Below are 17,430 nucleotides of genomic sequence, written 5' to 3' on the forward strand. Positions count from 1 at the left end.
AAGAAGGTAAATATTATGATTATTATTCATGCGAAAATGACAATTGATTCAGCAAAAGAAACGCTATTTTTAGAAGAAATGACTTCACTATTAGAATTATCAAGAGCAGAAGAAGGTAATATTTCATACGATTTGACAAAACAAACGGATAGCGAAAATGAATATATCATGATTGAAACTTGGCAAGATTTAAATGCTGTAGCTGCACATAATACAAGTGCTCATTTTACATCGTTTGCTGAAAAAGCCAAAGATTACCTTACAGCGCCTATTCAAATAAATCTTTATGAAGCAAATAAAATAAAGTAATTTATTAAAAATGGAATAGTCTTAAGAGCCAGTAATGAATTAGGATCTTAATGTAAATTAAACCTATCTTAATCCTTGTGGTGAGATAGGTTTTTTCTTCTCAAAATTAAAAAATTTTAAGATTCTTCATTAGTGACTTCAATTTCATGAGATTACCTAGTTGGACTTAGATTCATGTTGCTTTTTGAATTCTTACATACATAGAATTATTATTGCCGATACTAAAATTATGGTGTAAATTACATCATAAACTTCGATGTGGGGGTAAACTTATATGAATATTCGTGAAGGTTTAATTCCAACAGTTTTAGGTTCTGCTGTAACAGCTACTGGTTATGCATTAAAACAAAAACGAGGAAAGAATAAAATGATCGCAAATACAGTTTTTGGTTTTGGTTTAGCCCATATTGTATTAGGTGCCATTGACTTAGTTGAACATCGAAGTTAGATTGAAAGAAGAGAGTGTTAATTAGTAAACACTCTCTTTTTTAAATTTTCCTTTAATTTAACAGCTTGTTCAACTAGACCAATGTTTTAGTTGAATAAGGAAGGAAACTTCGCTAACGTGGCTTTTTTTCTTGAATTATGAGCAGTTTTATTGAATTTGCAAATGTAGGGAAGTTTGACTATTTTCCAGGGAAACTTCAAAGAGTTTCCTTTATATATTATTTAATTATCAACATAAAAATTTAACACAGCCAAAAAAATAAAGAGAGTGCCGCTAAAAGTTATACTTTCGGACACCCTCCAATCTATTTTTAGTAAGTTGTAGTTTTCGCTACTTCTGTATTTTCAGGTTCAGATACACGAGTTAAAAAGAAAATACCAATAACAAAAAGAATAATTAGACTAAATACCCCCATATTAGAATGACCTGTCATTTGAGCTGTTAAGCCGACTATTAATGGTCCCATGATCGATGCGAATTTACCAAATATATTATAGAAGCCAAAAAACTCATTTGATTTTTCTTTAGGGACAAGTTTTGCGTAATATGAACGGCTTAATGCTTGGATTCCACCTTGTGATGTTGCAACAAGCATAGCCAAAATCCAAAAGTCTAAAGTAGAATTTAAAAAGTAAGCATATATACAAACAATCATATAAACAATGATTCCAACATAAAGCATAATTTTACCTGAAAACTTATCTGCAAGTTTTCCGTAAATAATTGCAAATGGAGCAGCAACAACCTGTGTGACAAACAAAATAATTAATAGATTTGTTGAACTGATTCCAAGGTCAGTTCCGTAAGCGGTTGACATCGTAATGATCGTTCCAACGCCATCGATATAGAAGAAGTATGCAAGTAAAAATAAAAATAAAGCACGATATTGTCGGATATTTTTAAAGGTTTTTCCTAGCCTTTTAAAACTATTTAATACAGGATTTTGTTCACGTTCAATGAAATAATTTTGACGAACATTTCGTAACAAAGGAATTGCAAAAATGCCCCACCAGAAAGCAGTGATGAGAAAGGCAATTTGACTTGCAAGAGTTGTTGAAATTGAAAGGATCTCCTTTTGAGCTAATACGATCAAAGCAATACTAATGATAAATGGAATTGTACTACCTATATATCCTAAACCAAAGCCTCGAGCGGATACTTTGTTCATTCGTTCTTCTGAAGTTACATCTACTAAAAAAGCGTCATAAAATACATTCGCGCCAGCAAAGCCAATAGCTGTAACCGTATAACAAGTCAATAGTAAAAGCCAGTTATCATTAGGAATAATAGTAAGTAGTGCAGTAAAAGAAACTCCTAGAATTAAAAAGAAAGAAAAGAACTTCTTTTTATATCCTTTGTAGTCGGCAATTGTTCCAAGAATTGGACCTAACATAGCTAATATGAATGTCGAAATCGCAATTGTATAACCTAAATAAGCAGTAGAATCAGAAGCACTTATTCCAGCTTTTGAAGCAGAGGCTTTATAAAAAAGTGGGAAAACGGCAGTGCTAATAATAATAGAATAAGCTGAATTGGCCCAATCATAGAAAATCCAACTATTTTCTTGCTTCGTAAAACTCTTCATGAGTTTTTTCCTCCCAATGATTAGTAACTGCTTTTTTTCATAATAGGCTTATAGATTAGATACTACTATTATTTTATTTATCCTCTAAATTTAACAGAATATTCTCTAAAAATTTCCTGTATAAGCAGTGGAAAAGAGTAGAAGCCTCAGAATCTGTAAATCTGGACTTTTGATTATAAAAAAAGCAAAACAACGTAAAAAAGACCTAGATTCTAATACATAAATTCACACTTCTATGTTATCTTAGTTATATACACAATTCTTGGAGGTTACGAGTTATGAAATCTACTTTAAACGATACTACAAATGAGCAACTCCCATATTCAAGGACCAATCCATTTCAAGCGAAGGTTCTCAAAAATATTAATTTAAATGGAACAGACTCAAACAAGGAAACAAGGCATATTGAATTATCATTGAAAGGGTCAGGATTTACTTATGTCCCAGGTGCTGCACTTGGCGTGGTTCCTTCAAATGATCCAGAGTTAGTTGCTGCTCTTATAAATGAAATGAAATGGGATGAAGAAGCAGTAGTAACTGTTGGTAAGCAGGGTGAAACACTATCTTTAAAAGAAGCGCTTACATCCTACTTTGAAATTACACTAATAACGAAGAAGATATTACAACAGGCAGCTACATTCACAGAAAATGAAGAGCTGAAAAACCTTGTGATGGTTGAAAATGCAACTCAACTAAAGGAATATTGCTATGGGCGAGATTTGCTTGATATGTTACGTGATTTTGGTCCATGGAGTGCTTCTGCTCAAGAGATCGTTTCATTATTAAGAAAAATGACTCCTCGTCTATATTCAATCGCAAGCAGTATTGCTGCAAATCCAGATGAAGTTCATCTAACAATCGGTGCAGTACGCTACACTGCACACGGACGAGAACGAAAAGGTGTTTGTTCTGTTTTATGTTCAGAACGTATTAAAGAAGGAGATACTCTTCCGGTCTATGTTCAAGTAAATAAACACTTCTATTTGCCAGAGTCTGGGGACGTAGATATTATTATGGTTGGACCTGGTACGGGTATTGCACCATTCCGTTCGTTTATCCAGGAACGAGCAGTCAATAAAGTCGCTGGCCGTTCATGGCTATTTTTTGGAGATCAGCATGAAGCGTCAGATTTCCTTTATAAAAGCGAGTTAGAAAAATATCAACAAGATGGAGTATTAACAAAAATTGATACTGCATTCTCTCGTGATACAGATCAAAAAGTTTATGTACAGCATAAAATGCTTGAAAATAGCAAAGAAATGTTTGAATGGATCGAAAAAGGAGCTTATTTCTACGTTTGTGGAGATAAGGAATATATGGCTAAAGACGTCAACGAAGCGCTTATTACGATTCTTGAAAATGAAGGTGCGATGGATCGCGAGGCAGCTGAAGCACATCTTAAAGATATGCAGAAGCAAGGGCGTTATCAACGTGATGTGTATTAATATAAAAAGTTATTAAGAATACAGGTATTTTGTAAAAAAAGTAACCCTTCGTTCCGTTTGGTACGAAGGGTTACTTTTTTTGTTGTCATTAAGGCCAATTTTTTTGCTCTACCGCCTACATTGAATGCGACTTTTCTTTTCGTGAGATACTTTATTCTAATTAAATTGTTATTCAAACGTGCCTTTTAGAATTGGAGTACCATTTTCAACCATCTTTCTCCCAAGTGCAAATACTGTTTCAATTTTTAAAGTTTCTTGATTTAACAAAACAATATCAGCGTCGTTATCAGGTTTTATGTTACCTTTGCGTGATAGTTTTAGCACTTGTGCAGGATTTGAAGTAATTACTTGTAATGCGATTTCTAATGGAAGCCCTTCATTAATTACTGCATCTCTTACTTCTTGATATAAAGATGAAATTTTGCCAATTTGAAGTCCTAAATAGTCACCGTATGTATCAAAAAAGGGAAGACTTGCCTGTGCATCAGATGAAAAAGTTATGTTCTCAATCTGAACCCCTTCTTCCAGCATTAATCGTAGTGCTTTGCTACACTTTACTTCGCCTTCTTCTAAAAACTGAGGAATTGTACTTGTAGTAAAATCTACAAATCCACCTTTAAGTGCAAAATCAATACCGGCTTTAAACAACTCTTCATTCCGATTAATATGAGTCGGATGTAACTGACGTATTGGAATATTTGTTTGATCGACTAGTTGATGAAGAAGGGAAAGTTTATCTTTGCCATCACCGACATGAATTTCTAATATGCCAGCCTTTCCAGATAAAATTCCTCCATTCCGTGCAGCAGATGCAATCTTTGAAAGCTCTTCAATCGTTGGTTCCGAGGAACGGTGGTCTGCTATAGCGATTTCACCAACACCAATAATCTTATCAATCAGAATAATATCTCTTTGGATCGATTCTGTTAGTGTCTTTACAGGGATTTGATAAGAACCAGTATGAATATAACAAGTAATGCCTTCTTCTTCTAAACCACGTGCTTTTGCAAGTAAATTCTCTGTAGTTCTTGTTGTACCGTCTGTACCAAGTACGCCAACTACTGTAGTAACTCCAGCAGTTGTAACATTCGTAAGCATTAGTTCAGGAGTACGTGTTTTAAATCCACCTTCTCCACCGCCTCCAATGATATGTACATGTGAATCGATAAAACCTGGTACAACTATTGAGTTGGTTGCATCTATAACATCGCATGAGACAAAGTCGGGCGGAATCGTGATATGTTCAGCTATTAGTTCAATTTTCCCTCCTGCTAAAAGTATATCTTTTCTGCCAATGGAGTGTGGTGTGTATACTTGACCGTTTTTTATTAAGGTTAACAACTTTTTTCTCCTCCTAATTCCTTTGTTAATTGTTTAAAAAGGACCATAATTTATTAAATGTGCGATTACAACAGCAATTAAACCGATTAAATATTGAATGAAAACTAATGGGAAAATCCATCTAGCCCATTTTGTCCAAGGTATTCCTGCAATTGCTAATCCTGCCATTAAAGTCCCAGCCGTTGGGAAAATAATGTTACCAATTCCATCAGCAAATGAAAATGATAGGACAGCAGTTTGTCGAGTAATTCCTAGTAGGTCGGCAAGGGGTGCCATTATAGGCATTGTTAACATGGCATGACCGCTACCTGATGCTAAAATAAAGTGTATAATTGCTTGGAAATTATACATTCCAATTACACTTAAAGAAGCAGGGATATGTATAATGCCTTCTGATATTCCATGAAGCATTGGATCAACAATATGTCCTTGATTCAAAACGACTAAAATTGCACGGGAAACACCAATAATAAGGGCACCACTTATTAAACTAGCAGATCCTTGAGTAAATGATTTAACAACTTCATCGATTGATAATTTTCCAATTATCCCAATAACAATCGTTAAGATAATAAACAAAGAAGCAATTTCACTAATATACCATTGATATTTAATAACACCATAAGCTAAAACAATATAGTTTATAAGAAAAGCAAAGAATATCCATTTATGTCTAGAGGATAACTTAGCTTTAGAAGATAATAGATCATTAGATTGCTCTGCTGAATATTTACCATAAAAACCCATATCTGGGTTTTTCTTTACTTTCATAGCATATCGATAAATAAAAATAACTGATATTAAATAAACAATTACAAACAACACAAGTCGAAATCCCATCCCAGAAAAGGTAGGTAGTTCTGCAATTCCCTGAGCGATCCCAACTGTGAATGGATTCATGATTGCTGTTGTAAAACCTGCTGATGCTCCAACTAATACGATTGCAGTTCCTGTCATTGTGTCGAAACCTAAAGCAAGGGCTAATGGAATCAGAAGAGGGATATAAGCTAAAGATTCTTCAGCCATTCCCATTAAAGAGCCTGCAATTGCAAAGAAAAGCATCATAATTGGAATTAATAACTTTTCTCTAGAAGCTAGTTTTCTAGCTAAAGTAGAGATTAATACTTCAATAGTGCCAGTTGCACTTAATACACCGAAAAAACCTCCGATTATCAGAACAAAGAAAATAATATTTGCTGCATCTACCATGCCTGAATGAATGGCTTTTATCATTTCAAAGAATCCAACTGGTGTTGCTGCGATTGATTTAAATGAATTCGGATCAACTGTTGAATGTCCTTTGATGTCTATATGTGCGTATTCACCTGTTGGTAAAACATAAGTAAGAATAGTTGCAATAAGCAAAATTACTAATAGAAGTGCAAAGATATTAATTTTACGTTCTTTGATCACATTACTCTGTTGTGCTATTTTATTAGCCTGAACTTGTGACATAATTTCATCTCCTTTGAAATTAAAGTGCAGAAAATTATTAAAACGCTTTCAGATATTCCCTCCTATCATATTGGAATCATACTAACTATTAAAATTACTACAATCTACTATAAGCAAATAGCGTGCCAAGTTTTAAAAACGAATTTTAAAGAAAATTTAATGTGTTTTCCGGATTTATTGGTTCTTTTTGGGTGGTATAATAGAACCAAAAAGAACTGGTTGGAGGGGATTATATGAAGAAAAACTCACTTACTTTGATTACAGGGAGTAAAAAAACAAGACAAGCTCTGTCTAATCAACTAATTCTATTACTAGAAGATTATATAAATATTAATTCCTATTCAATTGCTGAATGTGAGTGTATAGAGTTTAAAGACGATATTATTCTTTTTTCTTCTGAAGAAGCAAAAAGTGAAACTGAAAAAATAGCGACCGTGACTGGTAAACATGTCATGGTAGGAAAGAGAACACTTAATCATGAGAATGTTGAAAAACTATTAAAGATTGAGGAGGGGACAAATGTATTAGTTGTTAATGATGATTTTAATTCTACCGTTGAATTAATACAGTCTCTGTATCAATTAGGAATTGACCATGTAGAATATTTCCCATTTAAAAATGATCAATTGTATTATCCAAATATAAGCATTGCAGTATCTCCTGGTGAAACTCATTTAAGTCCTTCCTATATTAAAGAAGTAATTGATATTGGAGTTCGTCTTTTTGATATCTCCGCTATACTTCAAATTGTTGAAATCTGTAACCTTAATAAAAACATTTCATCATTAATTTCGGAAAAATATATTAGAAATATTATTGAATTACAAAGAGAACTTTTACATGCAGAGAAAAATGAGAAAAAAGTAAATAAGCATTTACAAAATGTTGTAGATACGGTTGATGATGGTATTTTAGCGTTAGATCGTAATGGAAACATTACTGTATTTAATGAAAAACTTTCTTTGCTTTTTCAAGTACCTATTGAGAATGTGTTAGGGAAACACTTAAACAATGTTATTGAACTGCAAAATGTTAAGGAGTTTATATTAAGTGGATTTGAAGAATTTAAATTTTTTTCCATCAATAACATTGATTTAGTCATCTATCGATTCTATATAAAAGATGATGAAAGAGTAGTAGCTACTTTTAAAAGTGTAAATAGAGCTTCTGAAATAGAAAAAACTGCTCAAAGAGAGCTTAGAAATCAAGGTTTTTTTGCTAGATACAATTTTAAAGATATTATTGGTGAGCATCAATCCATTACAGAGTGTAAGAATATTGCCAAAAAACTTGCGATCACAGAGCACCCGATATTAATCCAAGGTGAGACGGGTACAGGTAAAGAACTCTTTGCTCATTCTATACATCAACAATCTAATCGGAAAAATGGCCCTTTTTTAGCAGTTAATTGTAGTGCTTTTACGGAGAGTTTATTAGAGAGTGAGCTATTTGGTTATGACGAAGGTACCTTTACAGGAGCTAAAAAAGGTGGGAAAAAGGGGCTGTTTGAAATTGCAAATGGAGGGACAATATTTTTAGATGAAATTGGTGATATTAGTTTAAACGTACAGTCACATTTATTGCGTGTACTTCAGGAACAAGAGATTCGCAGAATTGGTGGAAGGAAAATTATTTCAATTAATGTACGGATAATTGCTGCAACTAATAAAGATCTTCATCTGAAAATTGCTGACAGTTCATTTCGGTCAGATTTGTTTTACAGATTAAATGTTTTAAATCTATTTATTCCACCGTTACGATCTCGGAAATTGGATATACCTTTGTTAGTAAATCATTTTGTTACAAAAAGTGGTAAAAAAGTGATGATTGATAAAGACGTTTTAGAAAAATTATATCACCATGAATGGAACGGAAATATTAGGGAACTAAAAGGAGTACTTGATTACATGCTCACTGTCTATGAAGGTGGGATTATTACTCTAAAAGATTTTCCTAATCATATTCAAACAAAAACAAATCGATTAAAGACTATCGAAAAAACTGACTATGAATTACCAGGTAGTGTCATTGAGGTACAAGAATCCATCACAATACTAGAATCAATAAAAAATTTAAATGACATAGGTAAGATCGCAAGTAGAGAGGCCATTTCAACTAGAAGTGGGGATATTGGTAGATACTTAACCACACAACAAATTAGACTTCGTTTAAATACAATGGAAAAAAAAGGATTTATTATGAAAGGTAAAGGAAGAGCAGGCACAAAAATTACTTCTTTAGGTACTGATTATTTATATTTCTTAAAGGATAAATCAAAATTTTTATTAAGTGAACATTGATAGCATTATTTTTTCAAATTACTATGAATTTACTAATATATATGTATCGACTGATTTGGAGGCTATAGAGTATGGTTTAAGTAGTAACAATTTGCATGATTTTAATAGTTTATTATTGTTGAATACCACGAGTACCTTTTTGGTGCTCTTTTTTAATGGAGTAAATGGCAGGTTAGTCATATTGTAAAGAATGTAGTTTAGTAATAATAGCGGGGAACCGTATCATAAGAAAATGATATTTTAAATCTGGGGTGGACAAGTAACTTACTATCATATTTCCAGATATGTGGTTAAAATTAGATAATCCAAAGTTGTATAACAGAAAGGACTGCAGTTCATTTATGCAGTCCTTTTAATATGAAAAAAATTATACTTTTGGAACATATTGATCACTATGCCGCAGTCCACGATCGTCCTGCCTACCGTTTGGGACCAAATCGAGAAACTGGTATGTGTTATTCATCATGTCAATGCCACGAGCGTAAGTGGAGTATGTGTGAAATAGATTCCCTTCATCATCTTTATAAAAAACACTCACGCCTTCTCTGTCGGAACTCATTGGATTTTGCATAGTATAGTTATAATATGCTAGTTTATTCTCTACTTCGTCTTCTATAAAAGATGCTTGGAAATCATAATTAAAGTCCGTGTGCCCTGATGAATACCATGGAAATGTCCAACCCATGCGTTTTTTAAATTCCTCCAACTTTCCTAATGGTCCACGGGAAATACAGACAAAGCTGACATCTCGGTGATTTAAGTGCGGAATCATTCCGCTGTAGTGGTCAGCCCAAAAAGAACAATGTTTGCAGCCTTGATCCCAATTTGGACTAAACATGAAATGGTATACAATCAACTGACTTTTTCCATTAAATAAGTCTGCTAATGATAACGTACCGTTCGGACCGTCAAATAGATAAGATTTGCTAACGGCTTCCCACGGCAAATCTCGTCTCTGCCTTGTAAGTTCATCCCTTAACTTGGTGAAATCTTTTTCTTTCTGTAAAAGTTCTTTCCTCGCTTCAAGCCATTCTTTTCTTGGTAGAATTTTGTGATCCATAACAACACCTCGTCATATCGTTTTACTCATATATTCTAGTACAATATCGGATCTTGTATTCATTTTAGTCGGGATTAGAGTTAATCAAAAAAATCTAACTAGTTCCCTAGAAGAGTTATAAAAATTTGTTCCTTATTATTATTAGTCACAATAAGACTTAACTCAAACCTCCCAACAGTAACATCGGGTGTTAGTGTAACAATGTATAAGTTACATATTCCTCACCTTTATGCTTTTCGGATGTATGACTAAAGATTGAAGGCATTATTCTTTCTTATTACTATCTAAATAATTTTTTCACATATCCAATGAACTAAAGACATCTTTTAGATGCATATCTTAAGTAGTAAAAGAATAAAAGTAAAACTGTAGAAATAAATAAATGTACGATTTATAGGTAGCACATTATTTACTTTTTAAATGAGTAGAACGTTTTTACTTAAAATTAAAAAGGGGGGGGAAGAGTGAGTTATATAGATTCATTACTAGATCGACAAGTATTTGTACTTCTATCTGGAGATATAGCTTTTGAAGGTATTTTAACTGATGCAGGACAAGACATACTTGTATTATATAATGGTCAAAAATATTATTATATACCTTGGATTCATGTTCATCGAGTACATTTATGTCAGTATATTAAAGATAAGATAGATACTCCTAACGAGCCTTCAATTGCAAATGATATTGAATCAATTTCTTACAGAAAAGTATTAACCAATGCGAGAGGGATCTTTTCGGAAATATATGTTACGGGGAATTTGACGTTTCATGGCTATATTACAAGTGTTTTAAGTGACTATATCGTTTTTTATTCACCCGTATTTAAAGTGATGTATATTTCATTATCTCATCTAAAGTGGCTCTCTCCTTACCATCAAAATGTAACACCTTATTCAATTGATAATGCAAACTTTCCAATTAATCCATCGAATATCTCCCCTGTGCGCTCATTTGAATCTCAATTAAAAAAAGAAGAAGGAAAACTAGTTATTTTTGATGGTGGGAATGATCCAATGAAAATTGGTTTGCTGAATACGATTGAAAATAGTGTAATTGAAATATCCGTCGCAAGTGGGGAAGTAGTTTATTTAAGACTTAACCATATTAAGTCAGTTCATTTGCCTTAAATAAGTTTGTGTTTTTTGGTTTAATATTAAACCGAATGTTAAACAATTTCGGTGTGCTTTTGTAAAGTTCTTCATTAATTGGGAAGCTCTATTTTAAGAGCTTTCCTTTTTTTATCAGTTTCTCATAATATAAAATATTTTAATATAACTAATCAGAATAAAAGATAATTTCTAGTCTATATGATTAGAAAAATATAAATAGGAATAGCTCATCCATAAAATGTGAGTTTCATAGTACTCTTTCTAAAGGCTCTATTGGACAATTGTTACTATAGTTATTTATCTTTAGGGGACATTTGCATTATTTAGGTAAAACAACCATCTTCCATAAAATAATGAAATCATCTAAAGCATCATTGTTATATTTGAATAATAATATAACAGATGGACAAGTTTCATTGGAAAATATTTTATAAGAAGGTGAGTTTTATGAATTTCGAAATTCTAATGAGTGCTTCTGTATTTCTATTAACGATGGCAGTCATATTTTGGAGACCAAAAGGAATAAATGAAGCGTGGCCTGCTGCAATTGGGGCAGTAATTATTTTAGTGACTGGGATCGTAACGAAAAGTAATTTAATCGATATTGTACACAAAATTGGTGAAGCTTCTATTACAATTATCGCAACGATTGTAATGGCGATTATTTTAGAAAGTTTTGGGTTTTTCCATTGGTCTGCTGCTAGACTTGCAAGCTTAGCAAAAGGGTCAGGACGCAGATTATACTGGTATATCCAGCTTTTATGCTTTTTAATGACATTACTCTTTAATAATGATGGCAGTATCTTAATTACAACTCCGATTTTAATTCTCCTATTAAAAAATCTGCGTTTAAAACCACATCAACAAATTCCATATCTTCTTAGCGGAGCATTAATTGCCACAGCTTCAAGTGCACCAATCGGTGTAAGTAATATCGTAAACTTAATCGCATTAAAAATTGTTCATATGACGCTTTATATGCACACAGCTATGATGTTTGTCCCTGCAAGTACAGGGTTACTATTTATGTCATGGCTAATGTACATGGTATTAAGAAATAAATTACCAAAACAATTGCCGGTGTCTACCGATGATATTGAAGAGTCATTTTTTATGAAAAATTTTCATCCTTTAAAAGGGAAAATGTCAGTAGAAACAAAACAAAAAAGAACAAAATTTATGTTAAAGGTATTGGGATTTGTTTTCATAATGCGCTGCTTATTATTCGTCGCTTCATTTCTTGGAATACCGATTCAATATGTAGCAGTTTTAGGTTCACTCGTCTTATTAACATGGAGATGGTATCACTTACGGACAAGCCCTGTTGATATTTTAAAAAAGACACCTTGGCATATATTAGTCTTTGCTTTTTCGATGTATGTGATTATTTATGGTCTCCATAATGCTGGTTTAACTGCAGCTTTAGTAAAATTCTGTGAACCAATCGTAAATCAAGGTTTATTTCAAGCAAGCTTTATTATGGGAGGATTAGTTTCAATCCTATCAAATCTGTTTAATAATCATCCAGCTTTAATGGTTGGAACCATTACACTAACGGAAATGGGGCTTGATCCAATTACATTAAAGACGATTTATCTAGCTAATATTATCGGCAGTGACATTGGATCGTTATTACTTCCAGTAGGTACTTTAGCATCCTTAATTTGGATGCACATCTTAAAACAAAATAAAATTAAGGTGAAATGGAAGGATTATCTAAATGTATCATTAATTGTCATTCCATTAACAACAATCGTAACGCTGTTTCTACTATATTATTGGGTGCAATTAGTTTTTGCCTAATATACAATTTCAATCTACTAGAAAGAGGAGATGCAAGTGAGTGATGTACAATCATTAGTTGGAGAAAAAATTTATGTACAATTATCAGGTGGTAATTATTTTGAAGGAATTCTAACAGATTATGGTAGAGATGTCCTTGTATTGTACAATGGACAAAAATACTATTATATTCCATGGCTTCACGTTCACAGGGTAAGTCTTAGTGACAACTTTAAAGACAAAATAGATAAACCTACTGGACCTTCAATAGCAGAAGATATTGGAATGATCTCTTATCGTAAAATATTATCTAATGCAAAAGGAATCTTTGCAGAGATTTATGTCACAGGTAATATCACATTTCATGGAAATATTATAAACGTTTTAAGTGACTATATCGTGTTTTATTCACCAGTATTTAAAATGTTGTATATCCCTTTATCACATTTAAAATGGCTAACACCATACAATTATAATGCCAATCCCTATAACTCAAAAATCAATCTATTACCTGCAAATGCAAATATGTCATTTTCACGCTTGTTTGATACACAATTAAAAAAAGAAGAAGGAAAATTTGTCGTATTTGATGGGGCAATTGACCCAATGAAAATTGGAATACTCAAGAGTGTAGAGGAGGGTGTCATTGAATTAATTGTAGCAAGTGGAGAGGTCACTTTATTGAGGCTTAATCATATTAAATCGTATCATTTACCATAGCTAACAATGTGTTCTTAGAAAGATTTTTTGAGATCGGGTTCACCCTTGGGAGCGTGAGCAATTCATTTCGGTATATTTATTAAATCGACCCTTGACGTTGTATGCGTTGAGGTTTTTTCTATTATTTGGCATGATTGTTTCGGGAAGATATGGTCTATTTTAAATTAAATCTTTAAACGAAAAGTATGAATGATGGCCGAGCAAGCTATTGGCACATAAAAATTATGCGAGAATTAAATGTTGATTCAAATGAAGCTATTTAACACACAAAGCTAAATCGAAGTAGTTGTTATCTGAAATATTTATTAACGGTTTATTTGTAATTTTAATCATTATTTTCAGAATTTTTCCTCACTACCAAAATATAAATTAAAAGTATCTTAAATCCGCCTAATAAATTAATAGGGTAAAGGAGGAATAGTTATGTTTTGTAAAATATGTGGCAATTCATTAGTAGAAAATGACCGTTTTTGTGGAAATTGCGGAATGAAAGTTATTTCTTTGAAAAATGAAGAGGTAATTTCAACAAATCAAGATCAGATTAATGAAGATATTTCCTTAGGGGAATCGGTTTCAAAAGTAGTTACACCTAGGACTGAACTATCGAACTAAAATTCTTCTACAATCGTACATAACGGGCTATTAACACAAACAGTAACTGAACCAGGTGCAAAAAGCCAAGTTATGAATCATGTGAATTCAGAGCAACTTAATCAATTTAAATCATCAATGTTAGACTTTTGGTGTTTTTTTAAATTAGCTATTAAAAACCCTTATGGTGTTGCACAAGGAGTTACTGAAAAATATTTTTTAAAAGGGATTATTATTTTAATTTTATATTCGCTATTAATTCCAGCAACTTTCTATAATGTATTAAAGATTGGTATTAAATCAATAGAGAGTGTTCTAGGAGATTATACTAACTTCAGTAGCCAATTAAGCTTTAGTGCCTTGGTTATAAGCCCATTTGTTATGATATTAATTGTTCATTTTGTAACAGTCATTACATCTTACATTTTTTTAAAAGGTAAAAAAACAAATCTTCAATTAAAAGAAGTTATTGCGAGATATGGAACTTTATATTCTGTTAGTTTAGCTTTAGTTTGCTTTGCATTTATTTTAAGTTATGTCTCGTTAACACTTTGTTTAATATTCGTCTTAGTATCGGTATTTATGAGTATTAGTGTTGTACCATTAGTGATAAGTTCGTTTCAAAATACTAAAACAAAAGGAATCGATAGTTTATATATCATTTCAATCGTTTATATTGTAATGGCAATCACACAAATGATTTTATTACGAAGCATGATCATTAATACGATTTATAGAATTAGTGATTTACTATTAGGAAATCTATTTTAATAGAGATGGAATAAAGTTTAATAGTAGATTATTTTTAGCCAAAACTTAAGATTTATAATATTATCCCTTTTAAGTAAAAAGTGAAAACGCAACATATGTAATTTGTGGATGTTACTCTTTTACTTGGAGGGAACCTTTTTCTGAATATAAAAGGACAAGCATTGCAATCTTTGTTCAGAGAGGAATATTAATAAAAGATAATTCATGCTTTTAAAAATGGAGCATTAAGGTGTAACATTCTTTCTTAAGATTATGAATTCATATTTATCTCTGTAAAAATCTAACTATATAAATATCAGAAATAGACCTATCAATAAAAAAAGAAACGTGCAAGGCATCCAAGGATTCCAATACACGTTTCAAAATACAAAAAATAAGAAGTGCGGGAAATTAGCAGTAAATATGTTATTTACCTACATCGGAATTATATCGATCGATCCCATCTGCTATCTTCATCAACAAACTTGTTAAATATTGTGGATCCGATAGTTTTCGATCTTCTTCGGGATTTGTCATAAATCCAAGTTCAATTAAAGTAACAGGAACCTTTGACCAATTAAATCCTGAGAGATCGTCACGATAGGAAATCCCTTTTACTATTGTAGATTGATCATTGGTTACTTCCTCAACAATATTCTGCGAAATTAGTAAACTATCCTTATAAAGTGAAGGGATATATGGATTTTCTTTAGACGGAGTTAATACAGAAAATCCTTTTGTAGAATGATCATTTGACCCGTCGGCATGGATTCTTATAAATAAATCAGCATTGCTTTTGTTCGCTATTTCTGCTCTTTCTTTATTGCTTAAATTTACATTATTTGTTGTACGAGTGAATACGACATTGTAACCTCTTTTTTTAAGGATTTCACCTAATCTAAGTGATGCCTCTAAACTTAAAATATACTCGGGCTTCTTTGTCACTACTCCAGTTGTACCACCAGCCACCTTTATCTTCATTTCACTAGAGCCCGGTCCTAATGGTTCAAGCGCTGTATTTGCTTTGCTTTGGTGACCAGGATCAATACAAATTAAAAGTGGTTTTTTGGAGTTCTTCTTTTCATATGTTTGAATGACTTTATTAGAATTTTCTTTAACGCTTGCTATAGTTGGCTGCTGACTTAGTGATGTTTTGTTCGGTTTAATATCGGAATGATCTTTTGGATAAAATAAAAAACTTAAAATACAGATTGTAAAGAGCATAAAAAAAATAATGATCTTTTTATTTACTACCAACTTCAATTAAGGAACTCCTCCCTAGCTTTGATTAGGTTTACATTATAAGTTTCAATCTCACTTAAAGTACCATTATAATTCACATTTGGACTATACCATGGTTTAGCTAAAAAATAGTTGCGCATTTTAACCGTTTTAAAAATGTATCCATGACGTGCATAAATTTCGTTTCTAGCTTTGCGCAACTCATCTTTTGTCAAATAATCTATATCATCTTGAGTTAGTTTTCTTATATTACTCATTGGCAATATAAACTCATTTGCAGTAGACACTTCACCATATACCATTGTATGGATTACGATGGCTAAATCATTTTTCGAATTTCCTTCCAATACAGGTATAGAAACACCGCAAGAGCCTGAATAATACATTAAATCATCGTTAGATAACGTATGTGGATACTGTGCAACACATTGATCCCCTACATAAATATACCATGATGTATTTTTAGACATTGCTACTTCATCTGCAATATTTGCTACTTTAATAGCCCAGTCTCTTATTGGAGAAAGATCTCCACTATCATATAAATTAAATATTAATTGAAGATTTTGAGGAGAAATATTATTAGCTGTTAAATTAATGACACCATTACTTTGTGTTATGTCCCAACTACCAACAGATAGACTTCTACTCCCATCGTAAATTTTTAATTGTTCTAATCGATTTATATAAGAAGGAATCGTTTGGGGATTAGTTGGATTTGTTTCAGAAACTTTATCTTTCTCGTCTACTTTATCTCCCTCTTTCACTTTATCTTTTTTATCTACCTGATTTGATACATGTTGTGAGTGATGATTTTTATTTGTAAGTTTTGGATAAATTAAATAAATTGCGACAGCCAATATAATTAATACGGCAATTGAAATCAATATACCTTTCATTCTATTATATTTATTTTTATAATTACTTTCCTGCAAACTCCGATTTTCCGAACGAGTTTCGATCTGATTAGTCACTTCTGGATTACTAGTTTTTTCTCCGCAATTTGTACAAAATATTGCCCCTTGTTCTAAGTTTCCACCACATTTAGTACAATAAGCCAAATTGTCTCACTCCCTTTTTAATAGCTAAAATTATTCTAATGTTGACTTTAAGAAAAAATACATTTTATTTTTTGTAGGAAAGAATGCGAAAGGTGGCTGAGTTGCAATGTAGGAAAGCCTGTTGCAAAGAAGTGGCCTGTAGAATTAATAAAATATAAAAAAAGACGATTGATCCACAAGAAAAGGATTTTGATTAAAAAAACGACTAAGAGGATTCTCTTTAGTCGCT

General features: G+C 32.1%; 16 protein-coding genes. 10 read left to right on the forward strand and 6 right to left on the reverse strand.

Annotation, left to right across the window (positions count from 1 at the left end; translation table 11 throughout):
- Window positions 1–15: 15 nt before the first annotated feature.
- Both ACFVR2_RS19425 and ACFVR2_RS19430 read left to right on the forward strand, forming a co-directional pair.
- Window positions 16–309, forward strand: coding sequence for a putative quinol monooxygenase (locus tag ACFVR2_RS19425; protein ID WP_387365433.1), 294 nt, complete (start codon window positions 16–18; stop codon window positions 307–309).
- A 274-nt stretch (window positions 310–583) separates the two neighbouring features.
- On the forward strand, window positions 584–757 hold the full coding sequence (locus ACFVR2_RS19430; RefSeq protein ID WP_387365436.1) for an asparagine synthase: 174 nt from the start codon (window positions 584–586) through the stop codon (window positions 755–757).
- A 310-nt stretch (window positions 758–1,067) separates the two neighbouring features.
- Here ACFVR2_RS19430 and ACFVR2_RS19435 read toward each other — a convergent pair whose 3' ends face one another.
- Window positions 1,068–2,342 carry an MFS transporter gene (locus tag ACFVR2_RS19435; protein ID WP_387365439.1) on the reverse strand — a complete coding sequence of 425 codons (1,275 nt, stop codon included), beginning with the start codon at window positions 2,340–2,342 and terminating at the stop codon, window positions 1,068–1,070.
- Window positions 2,343–2,620: 278 nt separating this feature from the next.
- On the opposite strand from ACFVR2_RS19435, the gene ACFVR2_RS19440 reads away from it, so the two are divergent.
- Entirely contained in the window at window positions 2,621–3,787 is a 1,167-nt protein-coding gene (locus ACFVR2_RS19440; RefSeq protein WP_387365441.1) for a sulfite reductase subunit alpha, read from the forward strand.
- A 168-nt stretch (window positions 3,788–3,955) separates the two neighbouring features.
- On the opposite strand, the gene iadA is transcribed toward ACFVR2_RS19440, so the two are convergent.
- Window positions 3,956–5,128, reverse strand: coding sequence for a beta-aspartyl-peptidase (gene iadA, locus ACFVR2_RS19445; RefSeq protein WP_387365444.1), 1,173 nt, complete (start codon window positions 5,126–5,128; stop codon window positions 3,956–3,958).
- Between the two features lie 33 nt (window positions 5,129–5,161).
- Window positions 5,162–6,583, reverse strand: a complete 1,422-nt coding sequence (locus ACFVR2_RS19450; RefSeq protein WP_387365447.1) for a YfcC family protein — start codon at window positions 6,581–6,583, stop codon at window positions 5,162–5,164.
- A 233-nt stretch (window positions 6,584–6,816) separates the two neighbouring features.
- Here ACFVR2_RS19450 and ACFVR2_RS19455 point away from each other — a divergent pair, with 233 nt between their 5' ends.
- Entirely contained in the window at window positions 6,817–8,883 is a 2,067-nt protein-coding gene (locus tag ACFVR2_RS19455) for a sigma-54 interaction domain-containing protein (protein ID WP_387365450.1), read from the forward strand.
- 367 nt (window positions 8,884–9,250) lie between these two features.
- Here ACFVR2_RS19455 and ACFVR2_RS19460 read toward each other — a convergent pair whose 3' ends face one another.
- The gene (locus tag ACFVR2_RS19460) at window positions 9,251–9,943 is read right to left on the reverse strand and encodes a DUF899 domain-containing protein (protein WP_387365453.1); all 693 of its coding nucleotides are present in this window, start codon (window positions 9,941–9,943) and stop codon (window positions 9,251–9,253) included.
- A gap of 464 nt (window positions 9,944–10,407) precedes the next feature.
- Here ACFVR2_RS19460 and ACFVR2_RS19465 point away from each other — a divergent pair, with 464 nt between their 5' ends.
- The 6 genes from ACFVR2_RS19465 to ACFVR2_RS19490 all read left to right on the forward strand — a co-directional run bounded on the left by ACFVR2_RS19465 (window position 10,408) and on the right by ACFVR2_RS19490 (window position 14,919).
- The gene (locus tag ACFVR2_RS19465; RefSeq protein WP_387365456.1) at window positions 10,408–11,073 is read left to right on the forward strand and encodes a DUF2642 domain-containing protein; all 666 of its coding nucleotides are present in this window, start codon (window positions 10,408–10,410) and stop codon (window positions 11,071–11,073) included.
- A 429-nt stretch (window positions 11,074–11,502) separates the two neighbouring features.
- Complete coding sequence (locus tag ACFVR2_RS19470) at window positions 11,503–12,858, forward strand: arsenic transporter (RefSeq protein ID WP_387365459.1); 1,356 nt, start codon at window positions 11,503–11,505, stop codon at window positions 12,856–12,858.
- Window positions 12,859–12,894: 36 nt separating this feature from the next.
- On the forward strand, window positions 12,895–13,557 hold the full coding sequence (locus tag ACFVR2_RS19475; RefSeq protein WP_387365462.1) for a DUF2642 domain-containing protein: 663 nt from the start codon (window positions 12,895–12,897) through the stop codon (window positions 13,555–13,557).
- A gap of 185 nt (window positions 13,558–13,742) precedes the next feature.
- Window positions 13,743–13,820 carry a hypothetical protein gene (locus tag ACFVR2_RS19480; RefSeq protein ID WP_387366187.1) on the forward strand — a complete coding sequence of 26 codons (78 nt, stop codon included), beginning with the start codon at window positions 13,743–13,745 and terminating at the stop codon, window positions 13,818–13,820.
- A 160-nt stretch (window positions 13,821–13,980) separates the two neighbouring features.
- Window positions 13,981–14,169 carry a zinc ribbon domain-containing protein gene (locus tag ACFVR2_RS19485; protein ID WP_387365465.1) on the forward strand — a complete coding sequence of 63 codons (189 nt, stop codon included), beginning with the start codon at window positions 13,981–13,983 and terminating at the stop codon, window positions 14,167–14,169.
- A gap of 72 nt (window positions 14,170–14,241) precedes the next feature.
- On the forward strand, window positions 14,242–14,919 hold the full coding sequence (locus ACFVR2_RS19490) for a hypothetical protein (protein ID WP_387365468.1): 678 nt from the start codon (window positions 14,242–14,244) through the stop codon (window positions 14,917–14,919).
- Window positions 14,920–15,324: 405 nt separating this feature from the next.
- Here ACFVR2_RS19490 and ACFVR2_RS19495 read toward each other — a convergent pair whose 3' ends face one another.
- Together ACFVR2_RS19495 and ACFVR2_RS19500 are read right to left on the reverse strand one after the other, a co-directional pair.
- A complete protein-coding gene (locus tag ACFVR2_RS19495) occupies window positions 15,325–16,161 on the reverse strand; it encodes an N-acetylmuramoyl-L-alanine amidase (protein ID WP_387365471.1) in 837 nt (278 codons plus the stop codon).
- Window positions 16,158–17,201: a YARHG domain-containing protein gene (locus tag ACFVR2_RS19500; protein WP_387365474.1), complete on the reverse strand. Its 1,044-nt coding sequence runs from the start codon at window positions 17,199–17,201 to the stop codon at window positions 16,158–16,160. Before ACFVR2_RS19500 ends, ACFVR2_RS19495 begins: the two co-directional genes overlap by 4 nt.
- Between the last annotated feature and the right edge of the window lie 229 nt (window positions 17,202–17,430).

The organism is Gottfriedia sp. NPDC057991, assembly GCF_042886615.1.
In the GTDB taxonomy this organism is placed as follows: domain Bacteria; phylum Bacillota; class Bacilli; order Bacillales; family Bacillaceae_G; genus Gottfriedia.